At 38.4% G+C, this 19,072-nt stretch carries 16 protein-coding genes and 1 other annotated feature; of the genes, 5 read left to right on the top strand and 11 right to left on the bottom strand.

Features of this window, described 5'->3' with window-relative positions; all coding sequences use genetic code 11:
• Nucleotides 1–29: 29 nt before the first annotated feature.
• Together JG479_RS11440 and JG479_RS11445 are read right to left on the bottom strand one after the other, a co-directional pair.
• A complete protein-coding gene (locus JG479_RS11440; RefSeq protein ID WP_200219353.1) occupies nt 30–1,679 on the bottom strand; it encodes a SpoIIE family protein phosphatase in 1,650 nt (549 codons plus the stop codon).
• On the bottom strand, nt 1,679–1,984 hold the full coding sequence (locus tag JG479_RS11445) for an STAS domain-containing protein (protein WP_002962948.1): 306 nt from the start codon (nt 1,982–1,984) through the stop codon (nt 1,679–1,681). Before JG479_RS11445 ends, JG479_RS11440 begins: the two co-directional genes overlap by 1 nt.
• 135 nt (nt 1,985–2,119) lie before the next feature.
• Here JG479_RS11445 and JG479_RS11450 point away from each other — a divergent pair, with 135 nt between their 5' ends.
• Nucleotides 2,120–2,449 carry a translation initiation factor gene (locus JG479_RS11450; RefSeq protein ID WP_002962947.1) on the top strand — a complete coding sequence of 110 codons (330 nt, stop codon included), beginning with the start codon at nt 2,120–2,122 and terminating at the stop codon, nt 2,447–2,449.
• A gap of 12 nt (nt 2,450–2,461) precedes the next feature.
• On the opposite strand, the gene JG479_RS11455 is transcribed toward JG479_RS11450, so the two are convergent.
• Nucleotides 2,462–5,476, bottom strand: coding sequence for a bifunctional diguanylate cyclase/phosphodiesterase (locus tag JG479_RS11455; RefSeq protein WP_200219354.1), 3,015 nt, complete (start codon nt 5,474–5,476; stop codon nt 2,462–2,464).
• A 192-nt stretch (nt 5,477–5,668) separates the two neighbouring features.
• Nucleotides 5,669–5,786 (top strand) — a sequence feature (Phe leader region).
• 44 nt (nt 5,787–5,830) lie between these two features.
• Between JG479_RS11455 and JG479_RS11460 the strand changes: the two genes are divergently transcribed.
• Entirely contained in the window at nt 5,831–6,988 is a 1,158-nt protein-coding gene (locus JG479_RS11460) for a chorismate mutase (protein ID WP_007581410.1), read from the top strand.
• Between the two features lie 127 nt (nt 6,989–7,115).
• Here the strand turns inward: JG479_RS11460 and tyrA are convergent, their stop codons facing one another.
• The 6 genes from tyrA to ffh all read right to left on the bottom strand — a co-directional run bounded on the left by tyrA (nt 7,116) and on the right by ffh (nt 12,114).
• Nucleotides 7,116–8,249, bottom strand: coding sequence for a bifunctional chorismate mutase/prephenate dehydrogenase (tyrA, locus tag JG479_RS11465; protein WP_200219355.1), 1,134 nt, complete (start codon nt 8,247–8,249; stop codon nt 7,116–7,118).
• A gap of 262 nt (nt 8,250–8,511) precedes the next feature.
• On the bottom strand, nt 8,512–8,871 hold the full coding sequence (rplS, locus tag JG479_RS11470) for a 50S ribosomal protein L19 (protein WP_002962189.1): 360 nt from the start codon (nt 8,869–8,871) through the stop codon (nt 8,512–8,514).
• A 33-nt stretch (nt 8,872–8,904) separates the two neighbouring features.
• Nucleotides 8,905–9,672 (bottom strand): tRNA (guanosine(37)-N1)-methyltransferase TrmD, encoded by a 768-nt coding sequence (trmD, locus tag JG479_RS11475; RefSeq protein WP_002962190.1) that lies wholly within the window; start codon nt 9,670–9,672, stop codon nt 8,905–8,907.
• A complete protein-coding gene (rimM, locus tag JG479_RS11480) occupies nt 9,672–10,208 on the bottom strand; it encodes a ribosome maturation factor RimM (protein WP_024596584.1) in 537 nt (178 codons plus the stop codon). Before rimM ends, trmD begins: the two co-directional genes overlap by 1 nt.
• A 17-nt stretch (nt 10,209–10,225) precedes the next feature.
• Nucleotides 10,226–10,474, bottom strand: coding sequence for a 30S ribosomal protein S16 (gene rpsP / locus JG479_RS11485; RefSeq protein ID WP_002962192.1), 249 nt, complete (start codon nt 10,472–10,474; stop codon nt 10,226–10,228).
• Nucleotides 10,475–10,734: 260 nt separating this feature from the next.
• Complete coding sequence (gene ffh, locus JG479_RS11490) at nt 10,735–12,114, bottom strand: signal recognition particle protein (protein WP_002962194.1); 1,380 nt, start codon at nt 12,112–12,114, stop codon at nt 10,735–10,737.
• A gap of 252 nt (nt 12,115–12,366) precedes the next feature.
• On the opposite strand from ffh, the gene JG479_RS11495 reads away from it, so the two are divergent.
• Both JG479_RS11495 and JG479_RS11500 read left to right on the top strand, forming a co-directional pair.
• Nucleotides 12,367–13,173 (top strand): cytochrome C assembly family protein, encoded by an 807-nt coding sequence (locus tag JG479_RS11495; protein WP_002962197.1) that lies wholly within the window; start codon nt 12,367–12,369, stop codon nt 13,171–13,173.
• Between the two features lie 61 nt (nt 13,174–13,234).
• The gene (locus JG479_RS11500) at nt 13,235–14,503 is read left to right on the top strand and encodes an HlyC/CorC family transporter (RefSeq protein ID WP_002962198.1); all 1,269 of its coding nucleotides are present in this window, start codon (nt 13,235–13,237) and stop codon (nt 14,501–14,503) included.
• A 48-nt stretch (nt 14,504–14,551) separates the two neighbouring features.
• Here JG479_RS11500 and JG479_RS11505 read toward each other — a convergent pair whose 3' ends face one another.
• Complete coding sequence (locus tag JG479_RS11505; protein WP_002962200.1) at nt 14,552–15,163, bottom strand: transglycosylase SLT domain-containing protein; 612 nt, start codon at nt 15,161–15,163, stop codon at nt 14,552–14,554.
• A 147-nt stretch (nt 15,164–15,310) separates the two neighbouring features.
• Nucleotides 15,311–16,888, bottom strand: a complete 1,578-nt coding sequence (gshA, locus tag JG479_RS11510; RefSeq protein WP_200219356.1) for a glutamate--cysteine ligase — start codon at nt 16,886–16,888, stop codon at nt 15,311–15,313.
• Between the two features lie 589 nt (nt 16,889–17,477).
• On the opposite strand from gshA, the gene JG479_RS11515 reads away from it, so the two are divergent.
• Entirely contained in the window at nt 17,478–19,025 is a 1,548-nt protein-coding gene (locus JG479_RS11515) for a methyl-accepting chemotaxis protein (protein ID WP_200219357.1), read from the top strand.
• Nucleotides 19,026–19,072 lie beyond the last annotated feature (47 nt).

The raw sequence follows: 19,072 nt of genomic DNA on the forward strand, positions 1-19,072 counted from the left end.
AGAATAATAGCATGGATATTTTTGCAGAGCTAGCTCAACTTGTAGCACATTTCAACTTGGTTACCGCTGGCGTTATAAGTTACCTTTTCGGCTATTTCTTCTAGTAAAGACACCCCTCTACCAAATTCATTATTAACCTTTGCCAACTCATCGTGCTTACTACTAAACCCTCGGCCTGAATCACAAATAATGAAATATAAACTGAGCGTGTCGGGGCAATAGCGCATATCAATAATAATCATCGCATCTGTAAGTTTAGCAAGAGCTGCCTCTCTTAATTCATAATATCGAAAAAAGCCGTCTTCTTGTTTTTTAATCTCTGAGTTAAGCCCTAGTACACCATGATCAAGCGCATTGTTATAAGCCTCAGACAACAGTAAAAATATATTAGAACGATGGGCGTTTAGCCCCCCAACACTGCTTAAAATATTAACAACGTCGTAAACGGGGTCTGTTTTTTTTATTTGTTCTGAGTTTAAACTCAAAGATAAATTAAACGCTAAAGTAGAGAATGCTTCTCGCTCTTGCTCCTCAGGAACTAAAGGCAGGCAATTTAGTAAAACAATGCTTAAATCATCTTGCTGTTTAGTGCCATCAGCAAACTTAGTAACGTCAGCCACTATATCTTCGCTACTAATCATCGATTTACTTTTTAAGGTTTGTAAAAAACGCTCTTCCCCAAAAAATATATCTTCTTTGTTTGCTGTTTCTATAATACCGTCGGTTGCTAATACTAGGCGTGTATTACTATTTGTTTCAAAGTGAATAACTTCATATTCAAATTCTTGATCGTCTAAAATCCCCAGCGCCATATGTTGCGATTCTAATGTTTGTTTTACATTACCGTCTTTATCTATTAGGTACGCATCTGGCAGGCCGCCCATCCATGCAGAAATACTTTTACCGGATGCACTAAGCTCTATAATGGTTGCAGCACAAAACATGTGTCCAGGTAGAAGGTTGTAAAGCAATGTATTTAGCTCACAGGCAATATCATTAATCGCCATGCCTTTTTGTACCATAGTATAAAAAACACGAGAGATAGGTAATGCACCAATAGCTGCCGCTAAGCCGTGCCCTGTAAAGTCTCCCAACATGCAATACAGATTGCCTATTGGACTTTGCGCCACTAAAAACATATCGCCGTTAAACATAGACGCCGGCGATAAATTAAAATCGAGGTATTCTTTAAACTTACCCTGATTCTCTAATGAGTTATTAAAAATATGCTCAATTATTTCGTGTTCACGTTCAATTTGATTGTGATGATATTCAAGCAGTTTTTTTTGTTGATTTGATTTTTTACTCAGCTCTCTGGTGCGGCTATGTGCTTTAATTTTTGCGTGCAAAATAACTTTTTCAAATGGTTTATGAATAAAGTCATCACCACCGACTTCGAGGCACCGCTCAAAACTTGCTTGATCGTCTAAGGAGGTTATAAAAATAATCGGTAAGTAAACTTCACTATACTGCTGCTTTATTTTTTCAGCGGCTTCAAAACCATCCATTACGGGCATTAAAACATCGAGTAATACAATGTCTATTTGCTCTCTTTTAAGTACATTAAGTGCATCTAGCCCATTGTAAGCCACTGAAATTTTGTAGCCTTCCTGCTCAAGCATTTTACTTAGTAAAATGCGATTGAGCGCCTGATCGTCAACAATCAACACATGTATCATTAGCTAATATCAAACTTTTTATCAAAACGTGAAATTTGTAGGATTTTTCTAAGCTGAGGCTGGCAATTACTTATTTCGATGGTTTTTACTTGGCTATCAATGGTTTTTTTCATGTTAAGTAACATGCCAAGTGCTGAACTATCCATATAATCAGTCTCTCTTAAATCGATAATAACCTTTACTGTTTTTTCGCTCATTTGAGCATAAGCTTGGCGAAAAGATTGCACTAAATTAAAATCAAACTTACCTTTAATTTGTATTGTTAATGTAGTGCCATCGACTGATTCATTCTTAGTTAAACTCATAGTAAACTCCAATAATATTTCCTTTGAACTAAATATAACCTGTTAAAAGTATTTAGCAAAAAGAAAAACACACAACTTCAAATTTGCTATCATTTACACCAGCATTTAATTCATTTTTATCCACAAAGGTAAGGTATGAGTGATAGTCACTTAGTATATTCAACCAGTACGGGTCGCATTGACCAGCCGAAACCAGAAAAAGAGTTGCACGCTAAACTTTTTAAAGATGGTTTTATTCGCATTGAGCGTCAAACAAAAGGGCGTAAAGGCAAAGGCGTAATGCTAGTTGTTGGCATTGATCCAAAAGATCACGATTTAAAAAAGTTAGCTAAAACTATAAAAAGCAAAATGGGCCAAGGCGGCGCAGTAAAAGAAGGCATTATTGAAGTACAAGGTGATGACCGAGATAAACTAAAAGGCATTTTAGAAGCGTTAAAATTTAAAGTTAAAATTGCGGGTGGTTAACCCGCAATTTTATTAACTAGTTACTTCGCTATTTGCGAGTTCATTTAACCTTTCATACAAATTCGGTAGTTCGTGCTCAGCAATTGGCTTACTAAAATAATAGCCTTGCACAATGAAGCAATTATTATTTTGTAAAAACTGCATCTGCTCTATTGTCTCAACCCCTTCTGCGACCACGTCTAGCTTTAACTTTTGCGCCATGGCAATAATAGCTGCAGTGATTTCCATATCATTTGTATCCTCTGGGATATCTTTTACAAATGAACGGTCAATTTTCAATATATCAACCGGGAATCGTTTTAAGTAACTGAGCGACGAATAACCTGTACCAAAGTCATCAATAGAAATAGATATACCTAATGCTTTAAGCTCGTGCAATTGTGTAATGGCTGCCTCTACATTACCCATTAACATGCTTTCGGTCAGCTCTAAATGAAGGCGCTTTGCTGAAACACCCGACTTAATTATCATTTTGCTCAGTGTTGTAACTAAGCTAGAGTCTTTAAACTGGCGGGCCGATAAGTTTATCGATATATTATTTTCTAGACCTTGTTTTGCCAATCTTACGGCAAAATCACAAGACTCTTGAAGCACCCATTCACCTAATTCAACTATAAGGCCTGTCGCTTCTGCAATAGGAATAAATTTATCTGGAGGGATTGCGCCTTCAGTTGGGTGGAACCATCTTAATAACGCTTCATAACCAACGACCTGATGAGTACGGCTATCAACTTGAGGTTGGTAGTAAACTACAAATTGCTTTTCTTTGAGCCCTATACGTAACTCATTTTCGATAAATAAACGCTCATTTGCGGCCGCGTTTAATTCTTGGCTATAAAAGTGGAAGGTATTACGTCCTTTTGCTTTTGCCTCATACATTGCCAAATCAGCATGTTTGAGTAACTGATCTTCCTCTAAGCTATCGTAAGGAGCCATAGTTATACCAATACTTGCACTGACAATAACTTCATTGCTACCTAGTTTTATAGGCACGTTCAGTGTTTTTTGAATTGTATTGGCAACATCAGCCGCGTGAGATTGGCTTTCTATACCACTGAGCAACACTGCAAATTCATCACCACCTAAGCGCGCTATGGTGTCCTCGGCTCGTAAACGTTTTTTAAGTCTGTTTGCCACTTCAATTAATAATTGATCGCCAGCATCGTGGCCTAATGTGTCGTTAATACGCTTAAATTCGTCTAAATCAAAGTAAAACAAAGCAAATGCATAATGCCCGCGCTCTGCTAATGCCATTGATTTACGCAATTGCATTCTAAAAAATGTTCTGTTGGCAAGTCCCGTAAGGGTGTCAAAGTAAGCCAATTGTTCCATTTTACGCTGGCTTTCTTTTACAAACGAAATATCTTGTGCTGATGCTACATAACTGGTTATTTCACCGCCCTCTTCACGAATTGGCGAAACACTTAAAGACACCCAAATTGGCTCTTTGTTTAAACCAGCTATTAATGTGTCCCCGCGCCAGTAATTACGGCTGCGTAAATCTATGTCTATATCTTCAATTAAAATAGACATTTCTGAGGCAATAATATTAAGTAATGGTGCTCTATTAAAATGGCTTTCTGGATAGCCTGTCATTTCGAGCATTTTGGGGTTTACGTACTCAATGACAAAATTCTCATCGGTGATCACAACGCCAGTGCCCGAGAATGCTACCGCTTTAGATAAACGGTTAGCTGCTTTTTCAGCAATTTCTTTTTCTGTAATTCTCTGGTTTAAGCCATCGATAAGTTTGCGAATTTCTACCGTCATGTCTCTAAATGAGCCATTAAGCGTGCCAATTTCGTCTTTGTTTTCTGGTGGAAATTCTGTAGTTAATTGACCTTTGCCAAAACTTGTAACTGCATAAACCAAAGTATGTAAACGGCGAAGGACTAGTTGATAAAGCGCTTGATGCAGCAATAAGGCAACTAATATTGCGTATAAAATAAAGAGACCAAAAAACTTCAGTTTTAAATCTTGTAATGCAGATAACGTCGATGAACGCTTTTTATATACCCCTATGTACCAATCTAAGTCATCAATCTTACGAATATTGATAATATGAGCTTCGTCATTTTTTTCAAACGAATTTGCGTATTCAGGTAATTTCACCGCAATTACATCATCAATAATCGACTGCAGCGCTGGGTTTACAAATTCGTTAGTAGCGAGTGCTTTATTATCGCTACCATAGTCGGCTAGTAAGGTCGGATTTAAATCTGGGTGTGCTAACAATTGCCCTTTACTATCAAACACAAGTAGGTGTTTTTCTTTATCACCAACAGGTAAAAACGAAATAAGTTTGTTGAGGGAAATATCGCTCCCCGTCACACCTAAAAACTCATTATCGACATAAACTGGCACTAGTAAGCTAATAACCCATTTGCGCCATACTGTATCGTAATAGACTTTTGACCATGCAGGCTCTCTTACTGTTTCAAGCGTGCTTTTAATCGATTTATAAGTTGAGCCATTCGTTGCTCTAAAGTCGGCAGGTGCGTTTAATGCCCAATTAGGGGGAGAAACACGAATAAAATCATCATCTGTTATTAAATAAAAGTTAAAAAAGTCGTGTACCAGTGTAGGAGAAATTATGCGCCACAGCATCTCAGAATCATTAAATAGGCGTTTATAAAAAGGAGAGTAATTTTGCTGTGGTAAAAATGCTGCTGATAAACCATCAGCAGAGGCACTTCGAATCGTACCGTCACTATTAAATTGTAACTGTGATTTATTGCTTAAATTAATTGGTGAATTGGGTTGAAAAAGTTGTTGTGTTACTACGTTATTAGCTTGCTGAGCAATATTTACTTTTGTTTTAATGCGCTCATTAAATTGCTTCACTAATAAATCTGTCGAGCTTTTTAAAACTTCGTGTTCTTCAAAAACGAGTTGTTTCTCTTCAGATTTAAGCATTAAGGCAGCCGCACATACCCCAGCTATTAAGCAAATAGCAGATATGAGTAGCGATAGTTTTACACTTAAAGAATTCAATCCAAAACGCGATGGAGGGCGTCTGTAAACCACGGGTCAACCTTAATTATTAATAATTGTTATTATTTGAACCAGTTAACGAAATATACCAGATCCGCATTCATATTTATAAATTATTTGTAAACTTTCTATAAAAACTAATATAGGGAAATAAATAGTACTCTAAGCTTATTTAGATCTTTATTGACATTGGTAGCAACTCTCCATACATTAACTGAATGAACATATTTATCTCTAGCACTTTTTTTTCGTTTTTTAGCTTCTTTATATAGAAGAGGCTTCCCTGTTTGTGAGATAAAATCAATCGAATAGTAAAGCCTCCCAACCGGGAGGCTTTTTTGTTTTTGCTGTGTAATAACAGCCTACTTTTGGAATGAGGATACCAAAATGACAAATGATGTATTAAATGCACTAAGACACGATATAAATGAAATAGACTCCGATTTACTCGTGTTATTAGCTAAACGTCGTCGTATTAGCCACGGTGTGGTTGAGTATAAAATTGCTAACAACAAGCCAATTCGCGATGAAGCACGTGAACTCGCACTTTTAGAGAAACTGATTGGTTATGGTAAATCACTAGGTTTGGATGCTTACTACGTGAATAATGTTTTTCAAACTATTTTGGAAGACTCAGTTTTACACCAACAAGCAATGCTACAAAAAAACCTGAATCCAGATGCCCTTAGTGAAACACACCGTGTAACTTACTTAGGTGGTCAGGGTTCTTATAGCCAACTAGCATGCCATAAATATTTTAGCCGCCGCCCGGGGAAATTAGTTGAAATTGGCTGTACATCGTTTGACGAAATAACAGGTAAAGTAGAAAACGGACAAGCTGATTTTGGTTTATTACCCATTGAAAATACAAGCTCTGGCAGTATTAACGAGGTGTTTGACTTATTACAGCACGCGCAAGTGTCTATTGTTGGAGAAGTAACTCACAGTGTAGAGCATTGCTTACTCGCCAACCCTGATACTGAACTTAGTCAACTAACAAAAATATTTGCACACCCACAACCATTTGCGCAGTGCAGCCGTTTTTTACAGGGCTTAGGTGATTTACAACACGAAACATGTGACTCAACATCAAGCGCGCTACAATCAGCTCTGAACACTCCATACAGTGCTGCAATTGGCTCTGCACAAGCGGGGAAAAATGTCGGGCTTGAGGTTATTAAATCAAACCTAGCTAATCAAAGCGAAAACCATAGTCGCTTTATTGTTGTTGCACGTAAGCCTCTACAAGTGTCTAACCAAATTCCAACTAAAACTAGTTTGATCATGTCGACAAAACAACAAGCGGGCTCACTAGCCGATGCGTTAATGATTTTTAAGCAGCATAAGATTAATTTAGTAAAACTTGAATCTCGCCCTACTCCGGGCAATCCGTGGGAAGAAGTTTTTTATGTTGACCTAGAAGCAAACTTAGCTGAAAGCCAAGTAAAAGAAGCGCTAGAAGAACTTAAAGAGCACACCCAATATGTACGTATTTTAGGATGCTACCAAAGCGAGTCACTACAGGCAGTAAGCGTTAATACTTAATAAGCAATTTTACAAATCAAAAAGGGCCGATATCGGCCCTTTTTCGTTAACTAGTACCAGTCTGCATAAATATTTTAGCAATTTAACGAATTAAATCCCCATACTTAAGCAAACGGTATAACAAATATTAATCTAAAACTTTTGAATCATTCGCTTTATTTAATAAGCTTCTGCTTTGCGTTAAAAAGTGTTCTGTCGAGTCAGAAAAGTAAACTTTCGCCTCAGCAAAAGAATCAATAAGCGCGGCTTTATCTCCCGCTTTTAATTTTGCTAATGTACTTGCAAAAGTATCTTGGTACTGTGCAAGTAAGGTTTCTACATCATCGAATTGTGCTAGCATAATATCTGAGTAAAGCTCAGGCGACTGCGCAAATAAACGCCCTACCATCATCAGCTCTAATTGATAAATAGGTGACGAGCAACTACGTAACTCTTCTAGTGTATGACTTTGTTTTGCTAAAAACTGTCCGTACACAAATGTTGTTAAATGGCGCATTACCTGAATAATTTGCATTGCTTCGTCGTGTTTTTTAGCATCAAGCTCAACAAGCTGACAACCCCATACTTGTAACTGCTGTAACAAGCCTTTTGCCGCTTGGTGCTCTCGCCCTTCACATACAACGACTGTTTGTTTTACCCAGTGTGATATGTCAGGGCCAAACATAGGATGCAAACCAACCACAGGGCCACTGTGCGCAGCTTTTAGTGCTTTAATAGGCGATTGCTTTACCGATGTAATATCAACTAGTAAACAGTCATCATCTAGTTTAGGTAACTTAGCAACTACTGCGTCCAATGCATTAATTGGTACGCTAATCATTACTAGCTTGGCACCTTTTAAAATATTTTGCGCATCGTTTTGCTGATCTTTATCTAAAACTTTAACTTCGTAACCTGAGCGAATAAACTGCTGAGCAAATAGCTGCCCCATAGCACCTTGGCCACCTACAATAACAATTGGCGAAAGTTCTGGCGCTGCACATGCAAGTTTTGCTTGTTGGTTTTGATAGGCTTCTCGCATCATACGTCTTAGTATATCTTCAACGAGATCAGGGCTTACATTTTGATTTATTGCTTCTTGTCTTCTTGCCGCTAATAGCTCTGCTTCACGATTAGGTGCATGTAAAGGCGCGCCTGTTTGTTGTTTTATCTCACCAATTTTTTGCGTAATACCATTACGTTTAGCGAGTAAGGCAACAAGTTGTGCGTCGCATTCATCTATACCTTCTCTCAGCTGTGCTAAATCACTTATGTCAGCCACGTTCATACCACCTTAAAAAACAAATAACGTAAATATAAATTTACATAAAAGTAAACTAATCAATACGATAAATACTAACAGGATCAGCTAACTGATAAAAGGCTAAAGCTTAAATTTTACTAATGAGGAAATAAGAATTGAGAATTGAGAATTGAGAATTGAGAATTGAGAATTGAGAATTGAGAAAATAATATTTTAAAACCAAAACGGGTTGCAACCCGAAGGATGCAACCCGTTTTTTTGCGTTGATAAACAGCGCGTATTAGTTAAGTTTTTCTCTAATACGTGCAGATTTACCAGAACGCTCACGTAGGTAGTAAAGCTTAGCACGGCGAACTGCACCGCGACGCTTAACTGCTACGCTATCAATAAGAGGGCTGTGCGTTTGGAATACACGCTCAACACCTTCACCGTTCGAAATTTTACGAACTGTGAATGCTGAGTGAAGACCACGATTACGCTTAGCGATTACAACACCTTCAAAGGCCTGTAGACGCTCTTTAGCACCTTCTTTTACTTTTACCTGTACAACCACTGTATCACCAGGGCCAAATGCAGGTACGTCTGTTTTAAGCTGCTCATCTTCAAGCGCTTTAATAATATTTTGGTTTACTTTTGCCATTATGTTTCTCACTTTCCTAGGTGTAACTGTCTTCTAGCCACAAGCTTTTTGGTACTCTTGCTGAAATTCTGCGAGTAATACCGCTTGCTCCTCAGTCAGAGCTAGGTTATGCAACAAGTCAGGACGTCGTAACCAAGTTCTACCTAATGACTGCTTAAGCCGCCACTTTGCTATCTCTTGGTGGTTTCCACTGAGTAATACAGCAGGAACCTGTTTGTCGTCCAATGTTTCTGGTCGTGTATAGTGTGGACAATCTAACAAGCCATCCGAAAACGAATCTTGTTCTGCTGACTGGTTATGACCTAACACACCTGGCACTAATCGCGCTACTGCGTCAATTAATGTCATGGCAGGTAGTTCACCACCACTCAAAATAAAATCACCAATTGACCATTCTTCGTCAACATATGATTCTATTATTCTCTCATCTATACCTTCATAGCGACCGGCAATCAAAATCAGTTTATTAGAGTTAGCGAGTTCGCTAGCGCCCTGCTGATCAAGTTTGCGCCCTTGCGGGGACATATAAATTACTTTAGCGCCATCACCAGCTGCTTTTTTAGCTTCGGCAATCGCTTTTTTTAATGGCTCAACCATCATTAACATACCTGGTCCGCCCCCGTAAGGACGGTCATCTACGGTTCTATGCTTATCTAAAGCGTAGTCTCGCGGATTCCAACAGTTAAAATCAATTAAACCATTTTTTACTGCGCGACCGGTAACACCTTGGTCTGTAATAGCGTCAAACATGTCTGGAAAAAGGCTTATCACCCCTACCCATAATGAACTAGTTTGCGTCATTAAAACCCTGGATCCCAATCTACGGTAATTTCTCTTGCGTCGTATTTAACTTCTTTAATAACTGAATCAGTTAAAAAAGGAATCAAACGTTCAGCTTGACCAAATGCGTCTTTACTATTTGCTTTCACAACTAGTACGTCATTTGACCCTGTCTCCATAAGGTCATCAACAATGCCTAAGCTATAACCTTTATCGGTTACAACAGACATGCCAATGAGATCTCGCCAATAGAACTCACCTTGCGGAAGTTCTGGTAAATGCGCTGCATCCATTGAGATTTCAGCATGGGTATAAGCCATTGCTTCGTCTCGGTCGTTTATCTGCGCAAATTTAGCGATAAAGCCTTTGTTGTGGCGACGCCAGTCGACCACTTCTAAGGACTGCCATTTACCTTGCTGCCCTATCAACCACGGGCTGAAATCGAAGATCCCTACGGGATCATCAGTAAATGAATGTACCTTAAGCCAGCCCTTTATACCATATGGGGCACCGAGCTTTCCTACGACAATTATTGATGAGGTGTTCTCTTGACTCATGGTTACACTTACGCCTATTAAGCCGCTTTACGAGCGTCTTTTACTAACTTAGCTACGCGATCTGAAAGAGATGCGCCCTGACCTACCCAGTGTTCAACACGTGGTAAATCTAAACGAATTTTTTCTTCTTGACCTGAAGCAATTGGGTTAAAAAAGCCTACTTTCTCGATGAAGCGACCGTCACGCGAGAAACGGCTATCCGCAACCACAATTTGATAGAAAGGGCGTTTTTTAGCGCCACCACGTTGCAAACGAATAGTTACCATACCGTCCTCTATAAAGATTGACTGTTTTCATTAATAAGATTTACTCCCCAGAATGGGGAGCTGGGGAATTGTACGAGTTTTTGGCAATAACGCAAGTAAGAAGTGAAGCAAAAAGACAGTTTAGTAGGTTAAACCGTGATCTCAACGACAAATTAGGGTTAAAGGTGTATTACATGCATAATTTATTCAACAAAAAAGGAGCTATTTGCTCCTTTAAATATGATTCGCTATTATTTTAAAAAATAACTCAAAAGTATTTTTTAAAACTTAGGACCACCGCCACCCATCATTCCAGGTGGTAACATGCCTTTCATGCCGCGCATCATTTTAGTCATGCCGCCTTTACCTTTCATCTTTTTCATCATTTTTTGCATTTGCGTAAACTGCTTAAGCAACTTATTAATCTCTTGTACTTGTGTACCGGAGCCAGCAGCTATGCGTTTTTTACGTGAACCTTTGATGATTTCTGGACGTGCGCGCTCTTTTTTAGTCATTGAGCTAATAATAGCTTCCATTTGGATAAATGTTTTGTCACCCATTTGGCCTTTAACAGCATCTGGTAAGTTAGACATACCAGGGAGCTTATCAAGCATCGACATCATGCCACCCATATTTTTCATTTGCTTTAATTGATCAGCAAAGTCGTCAAGGGTAAAACCGGCACCTTTAAATACTTTTTCAGCAACTTTGGCAGCTTGCTCTTTATCTACTTTCATTTCGACTTCTTCGATTAATGAAAGTACATCACCCATACCTAAAATACGCGACGCTATACGGTCTGGATGAAAAGGCTCAAGTGCGTCAGTACGCTCACCCACACCCATAAATTTAATTGGTTTGCCTGTGATATGACGAATAGATAAAGCAGCACCACCACGTGCATCACCATCGGTTTTTGTTAATATTACACCGGTTAGTGGCAGGGCTTCATCAAATGCTTTAGCTGTATTTGCCGCATCTTGACCCGTCATTGCATCAACAACGAATAAAGTTTCAATTGGGTTGATTGCTTTGTGAAGATCTTTAATCTCGTCCATCATGTTGCTGTCAACATGTAAACGACCTGCGGTATCAACAAGTACTACATCTATAAATTTCTTTTTAGCATGAGAAATTGCAGCGTTTGCAATATCCACTGGCTTTTGCGAAATATCACTTGGAAAGAAATCAACGTCAACTTCTGTAGCAAGCGTTTCTAGCTGTTTAATCGCAGCAGGGCGATAAACATCGGCACTTACTACAAGCACTGATTTCTTTTTGCGTTCTTTTAAAAACTTAGCAAGCTTAGCTACACTGGTGGTTTTACCCGCACCTTGCAGACCAGCTACCATAACAACGGCTGGCGGTTGTGCATTTAGGCTTAGCTCTTCATTGGCCTCACCCATTGCTTTTTCTAGTTCTTCACGCACTATTTTTATAAATACTTGGCCTGGGCTTAAGCTTTTTGTAACTTCAACCCCAACTGCACGTTCTTTAACTTGTTTTACAAACTCGCGAACAACAGGCAGTGCCACATCGGCTTCTAAAAATGCCATACGCACTTCGCGAAGTGTGTCTTTTATGTTGTCTTCAGTCAGACGGCCACGGCCACTGATATTTTTTAAGGTTTTACCTAATCGTTCTTGGAGGTTCTCAAACATGTAACGGTTCCGATAAGACGTTTATATCAATCCATTAAAATTTTGCGGTTAGTTTGATTTTCAATTAACCAGGATTGACTTATTAAGTTTCAATTAAAAGTAGTATACCGTATATGGCGTCTTACAATACAGTGTTCAAGTGCACCTTGTTGAGTTTCTTTTTTTAAGGTCTATGCATTTGCTTTGCTATAAAATACAATGGCTATATAACAACAAGGATTATTTTGTCTCAAATTAAGTGGCCCAAGCACAATGCTGATTATTAGTTTAACTATTATTGCCAGTTTATTTTATGTGTTAGCAACGTCTCACGTGCTCTCACGCCTGTTTCATCAACAAGGCCCTAGCCAAAAGGTAACCGTCATATTGAGCACAGTTGCTATAGTGGCGCATATGCTGCTGTTAGTTAACTCTGTTTTTAGATCCGACGGTCAAGACTTAAGTATTGTAAACGTCTCCCTTTTAACATGCTGGGTTATTGTAGTTTCAGTAACAGCTGTGTCGCTAAAGTTCCCTGCCACTTTATTATTGCCCGTTGTTTATGGTTTTGGTGCTTTACTTACAATTGCCAGTTTGTTTATTCCTCATCATATTTTACTGCAAAGCATTAATATTGAGGTTGGCTTAGTAACACACATTTCCTTATCCCTATTGGCCTACTGTATTTTAATTATTGCTACTTTATATGGTGTACAGTTCTACTTTATTGATAAACGTTTAAAACGTAAAGATTTAGCAATTGTGCATAGTCACCTTCCGCCTTTGATGGTTGTTGAGCGCCAGCTTTACCAACTCCTTAATTTAGGCACCATATTACTCACGTTCGCATTACTCTCGGGGTTTGTATTTCTTGATGGGATGTTTGCTAAAGAGTTCATTCATAAAACGATATTGTCGTTAGTTGCGTGGGCTATTTTTGCCATTGTAGCCATCGGGCATATGAAAAAGGGTTGGCGCGGTAAACCTGTGGTTATTACGATCATGGTCGCTGCATTTGTCCTCACACTCGCATATTTTGGCAGCCGTTTCATACAAGAAGTGATACTAAATAAGTTTTAACTTGACTCTGCTTCCTCACTCTAGCTTAATACGCATTGATTTATAAGAAAAGGATCCATCGTTGGACGACATATCGACAAGTACCCTATTTATCATTTTAGGTTTTTTGGTGCTTTTTTCTGCTTATTTTTCTGGTTCAGAAACCGGAATTATGTCAATCAATCGTATACGCCTGCGACACCTCGCTAAAGAGGATCATCGTGCAGCTAAACGAGTCAGTAAATTACTTAGCCGTCCAGATAGGCTCATCGGTTTAATCTTAATTGGCAATAATCTTGTCAATATAGCTGCAGCTCAAGTTGCTACCATTATAGGTATTCGCCTTTACGGTGACCTTGGTATTGCTATCGCTACGGGTGTGTTAACTTTAGTCGTGCTTATATTTGCCGAAGTAACACCTAAAACTCTTGCTGCCCTCTATCCTGAAAAAGTTGCTTTTCCAAGCTCAATAATACTTAAAGGGTTACTAAAAATTCTTTTTCCTTTTGTTGTTATCGTTAACTGGATGACCAACGGGATATTGCGGTTATTTGGTATTAGTGCCGCTCAAATCGACGAGCACAGCATGAGCAAAGAAGAATTAAAAACAGTGCTCAATGAATCAGGCGCACTTATCCCTGCTCGCCATCAAAGTATGCTGACCTCAATTTTAGATTTAGAGCAAGTAACCGTTGAAGATATCATGATCCCACGTAACGAAATTGTGGCTATTGATATTAATGATGATTGGAAACTAATTAGTCGCCAGCTTACCCATGCACAACATACTCGCGTGTTGTTGTATCGCGACAATATAGATGACGCAGTAGGCTTTATTCACTCTCGAGATGCACTTCGTCTACTTACAAAAGAGCAATTTGATAAACCATCGTTGCTGCGTGCTGTACGCGAAATTTACTTTATCCCAGAGGGAACATCACTTAACACTCAGCTGTTAAAGTTTCAGCAGTCTAAAGAGCGTATTGGCTTAGTAGTAGACGAGTATGGCGATATTCAAGGTTTAGTAACGCTTGAAGATATTTTAGAAGAAGTTGTTGGCGATTTTACAACTACACAAACTCGTACGCCAAGCGAAGAAGTAGAAACTCAAACTGATGGCTCTTGTATTGTAGATGGCGGCGCTAACGTACGCGATTTAAATAAAGAGATGGGTTGGGATTTCCCACTAGACGGCCCAAAAACTTTGAGTGGTTTAATTGTTGAATACTTGGAAGATATTCCCGATGCAAATATTAGTCTACGTATTGCGGGCTACCCTATTGAAGTACTCGAAGTAAAAGAGAATATGATAAAACAGGTGAAGATTCAGCCTAATAAGCGTTCTCGCTAAGTAAAAAAGGAGCCGATTGGCTCCTTTTTTATATCCATTAATAACTCTCTAGCCAAATATAAGACGTTCAAACCAACCTTTATCAAGCTCGTCTTCACAGCGCTTTAATTGCGCGCCATAACGGCTCGCTCTGTGTTTAACTTTGTTTGCTACACCCATTAACCACTTTTTCTTTTTATATGTGCCACGCTTATAGCCACCCCAACCTTCATGATAATTAAGGTATTGTGCGTAAGCATCCCATTTAGAGATTTTATTTACTTTATGCGTTTTATAAACAAACCACGCCATAAAGTCGATTGCATCGTCAAAGTCGTCTCTATCAGCACCATTGTTGCCTGTTTCACGAATATAATCTGACCATGTTGGTGTTTTAGCCTGTGAGTAACCATAAGCATCACTTGCGCGACCGGTTGGAATTATCCATAAGAAGTACTCCATAGGCGGAGCAGCATCATGCTTAAAAGAGCTTTCCTGGTACATCATACTCATGAGTACATGCTTAGGAGAACCCCATTTTTCTTGCGCATCTTTTGCGTCAAAATACCAATCAGGTTTTTCTTCAAAGATTTTACATAGATCGTTAGGTTGCTTTGGAGGCGCTGTTGCACAACCAGCTAAAGTAATGGCAAGAGATAAAATAATTGCATTTTTTTTCATTTTTCTAAGATCTCACAGAACTTTTCTAAAAAGTGTGGGTCTGACTCAATGAATGCAGCAGTACAGCATTAGTTCATCCCTGAATATATATTTACGCAGCCTACTTAGGCTGCGTTTTTTTTGCTTAAATTTTACTAAGTATTAGGATTATTTACCGCTAAAATACGCATCTAAAAAGGCGGTAAATGACTGAGTATCTGCTTGCTCAATTGCAGTTTGTGCTTCGTTAGACTCTACAACTTGTTGTTCCAGCCAAGGCTTTAAAAACTCACTGTAATCAGTGTCTGCGTGACTTTGTTTGTATTTATTAGCCAGTGCTAGTGCAAAGTGACCGTTGTCTAAACCAGACTCTTTTAATTGCGACACGTAACGTCCAGAATAAGTAAGCTCTGGATTATACACCCACGTAGCCATGCGCTTTATAGTATCGGAGTAATAATTAACACCATAAGCATTATCCATCCATTTAGCGACATCAGTGAGCTGTGCAAATATTTCATCGCCCCACGACTGAAGACTACGCTGTGTGTTATTAAAGTTAAGCATTAGCCCTTCTTCTCGACCTTGATTGACTACTGTGTCGAGGTTTTCAGTACTGCGTGCTTGTTCTTTCCAATCCATTGGAGCTGAATCTTTTAATAAACAATACGTTAAAAACACATCTAAAAAGTGAATTTGCTCAATATCAATACCAACTTCGCTAAACGGATTAACGTCTAATGCGCGAATTTCTACATATTCAATGCCTGCTCGAAGCAGTGCATCCGTTGGCGTTTCGCCACTTTTAGCATTACGCTTAGGACGAATTGGCGAGTAAAATTCGTTTTCAATCTGCAGAATATTTTTATTTAACTGCTTAGGGTTTTCACTCTTATAGTCATCAAGATCACCATAAATTTCTGATGGTGTGTTGATTGCTTTTTTAAGGCCTGCTACATATTCATCTAACGAGTTATACATTACGCGTAGTGACGACTGAGCACTATTTGTATAACCTAAATTGCCTAAACGCAGTGCCGTACCAACTTCTAAGTAAAGCGTACCTTTACCTAGTTTTTTAAATGGTAAATCGGTTTTTCGACCTTGTAAAAATGAGTTACACAATGCTGGCGATGCACCAAACATGTAACTTATTAGCCATAGTTCGCGTTTAAAGTTACGAATAAGCGCTAAATAACCTTCTGAAATAAAATCTTGAAGGCTTGCATTGCTTTTTTGTAACGAATGAAGCGATTGCCAAAGCGTATCTGGGAATGAAATATTAAAGTGAACACCTGCAATTGCTTGCATCATACTTCCGTAACGATTTTTTAACCCTTCACGGTATAGTGTTTTCATTTGACCAGTATTTGAACTACCAAATTGAGCTAAAACAATATCATCTTGGTGTTCAATAAAGCATGGCATACTAATAGGCCAAAGCAGTTCATCGTCCATCTTTTCTAGAGTGAACTTTTGAAGATCTTTTAATTGCTTAAGAGTTTGCGTTGACGACTCACTAACTGGAGTAATAAATTCAAGTAAAGATTCAGAAAAATCAGTTGTGATATGGCCATTAGTTAACGCACTGCCCACCCCTTTTGGATGACCTTTAGGTGATATAGCACCATTCTCTTGTATTCTTAGCGACTCTCGCTCTATGCCACGTTTAATGCCTTTAACTGCATGTTGGTGCTCATTTACTGATAACGCTTCAAGTGCGTTAGCTAAATCATGTGTTGTCAAAAAATCTTTCCTCGGGCCACGTGGCTTAATCATAAGGTTATGGGGACTAATTACTTAGACTCAAGATTAATACCAATTTTTATTGAAAATATGATCATTCTATCGCATTAAATAGCGCACTCACTGCGTTAAAAATTACTCATATAGAACAACTATATGTCATAATTTTCGCCTTGCTATTGTGCTATTTTCTTAGCGCTATAATAGATCACTTATTTAATGCAACTGGTATAAATTGCTAAGAACTATATAACTTTTCAAATTTAATAATTATTTCCCCACTCTATACATGCGCTTAATATGACCAACATCATTATATTAAGTCGTAATATTGCCATTGCTATGTGCATTATACAAATGCTTTAAATACGTATTTAATTATAAATCAAATAAGTAAAATATCAGCTTAAAGTAATAGACCGGAACTTATGCAAAATCAGTTCAATTTAGCTGTCCCGTATTTAAACTTGATCTAGATCAATAAATACAATTATTTGTCTTATGAGCATAGAAGGAAGGACGCTATTTTTTGCTTTGTAGAGTGTAAGCAATATAATGACTGCAACAATAAAGGATGATAATAAATACAATGCACAATGATAAAAGCTTAAAAAATGAAGAAGTATACTTTGATGAATCACAAGAGCTGGTTTCCACTACTGATCTTAAAGGTGTAATAACATACGTCAATCAAGCGTTTTGTGCTGTAGCAGGATATAGCGCACAAGAGCTTATCGGTCAGCATCATAATATTGTTCGCCACCCTAATATGCCAAAAGCAGCCTTTAAAGAAATGTGGGCAACATTAAAACAAGAACACTCGTGGCGCGGTATGGTTAAAAACCGCTGCAAAGATGGCCGCTATTACTGGGTAGATGCCTTTGTAACCCCCATTTTTGAGCATGGCCGACTTGTTGGTTATCAATCTGTAAGAACCAAAGCAAGCTCTCAACTTAAGCAACGTGCACAAACACTTTACAACAAAATAAATACCAACAAGTCATTATTTAAACTACGAGAACACACCACAATACGACAAAGCCTTACTTTTATAAGTCTATTATTTTGGCTGATTTTTATTGCTGTCGCGGCATCAATCACCATTGCTGCAATTAGCCTATTTATTTGTGCTTTAGTTATTGTGCTAAATTATGACGAACTCATTGTTACCCCTAAAATATTACGCGAACAAAAAGCAAAAGCCGATTCAATCTCTCGTTATATTTACAGCGGCCATACACCGCACAGTGTAAGTGATTATAGAGAGCAAATGCTAAGTGCAAAATTGCGCACAGTTCTTGGCCGTATGAAAGACTCAACATTAAGCTTTAATGGCATCGCGACTGATTTAGACAAACAATCAACACTCACCGAAGAAGGCATTTCTTCGCAAGGTGAGCGTTTAGAACAAATTGCATCAGCGATGACTCAAATGAGTTCTACCATTGGTGAAATATCAGTAAATACCGCTCAAACAGCTGATAAAGTGAATAACACCCATCAAAGTTGCTCAGAGATAAAAGACCACATTGCAGATAATAGTAAAATGGTATCTGACTTAGCTTCTCAAGTAGAACAAGCAGCAAATACAGCCACCAGCTTAGCCACTGAAGCAGATAAAATTGGTAAGGTAATGAGTGAAATAGAGGGAATTGCCGATCAAACTAACTTACTTGCTCTTAATGCAGCGATCGAAGCAGCTAGAGCGGGAGAACATGGTCGAGGCTTTGCAGTAGTCGCAGATGAGGTAAGGACTCTTTCGTCACGCACTCAAAATGCTACGACACAAATCCATAGTTCTATTAAAGAAATACAAGACACTTTATTTAGCTGGTCCAAAGTAATGCAAAGCACTAAAGCACAAGCCGATAACTGTGTTTTGACAACCGATAAAACCCAAGTTGAATTAGAGGGTATTTTTATCCAAATCAGTGAAATATCTCACTTGGCAATACAAATATCATCCGCTGCAGAAGAGCAACAAATGGTTAGTAACGACATTAGTAATAATGTTTCGCAAATTAAAGACTTTGGCGATAACAACTTAAGTTTAAGCTTTAATGTGGCAAAAGGTGCAGCTGAGCTTGTTGAAGGCTCACGTAGAGTGAACGATTTATTACTAACCTTTAAAGTTTAATACCTAGCAATATAGTCGACATAAAAAAGCCGCTATTTTAGCGGCTT

Source organism: Pseudoalteromonas sp. LC2018020214 (assembly GCF_016598755.1).
GTDB lineage: Bacteria > Pseudomonadota > Gammaproteobacteria > Enterobacterales > Alteromonadaceae > Pseudoalteromonas > Pseudoalteromonas distincta.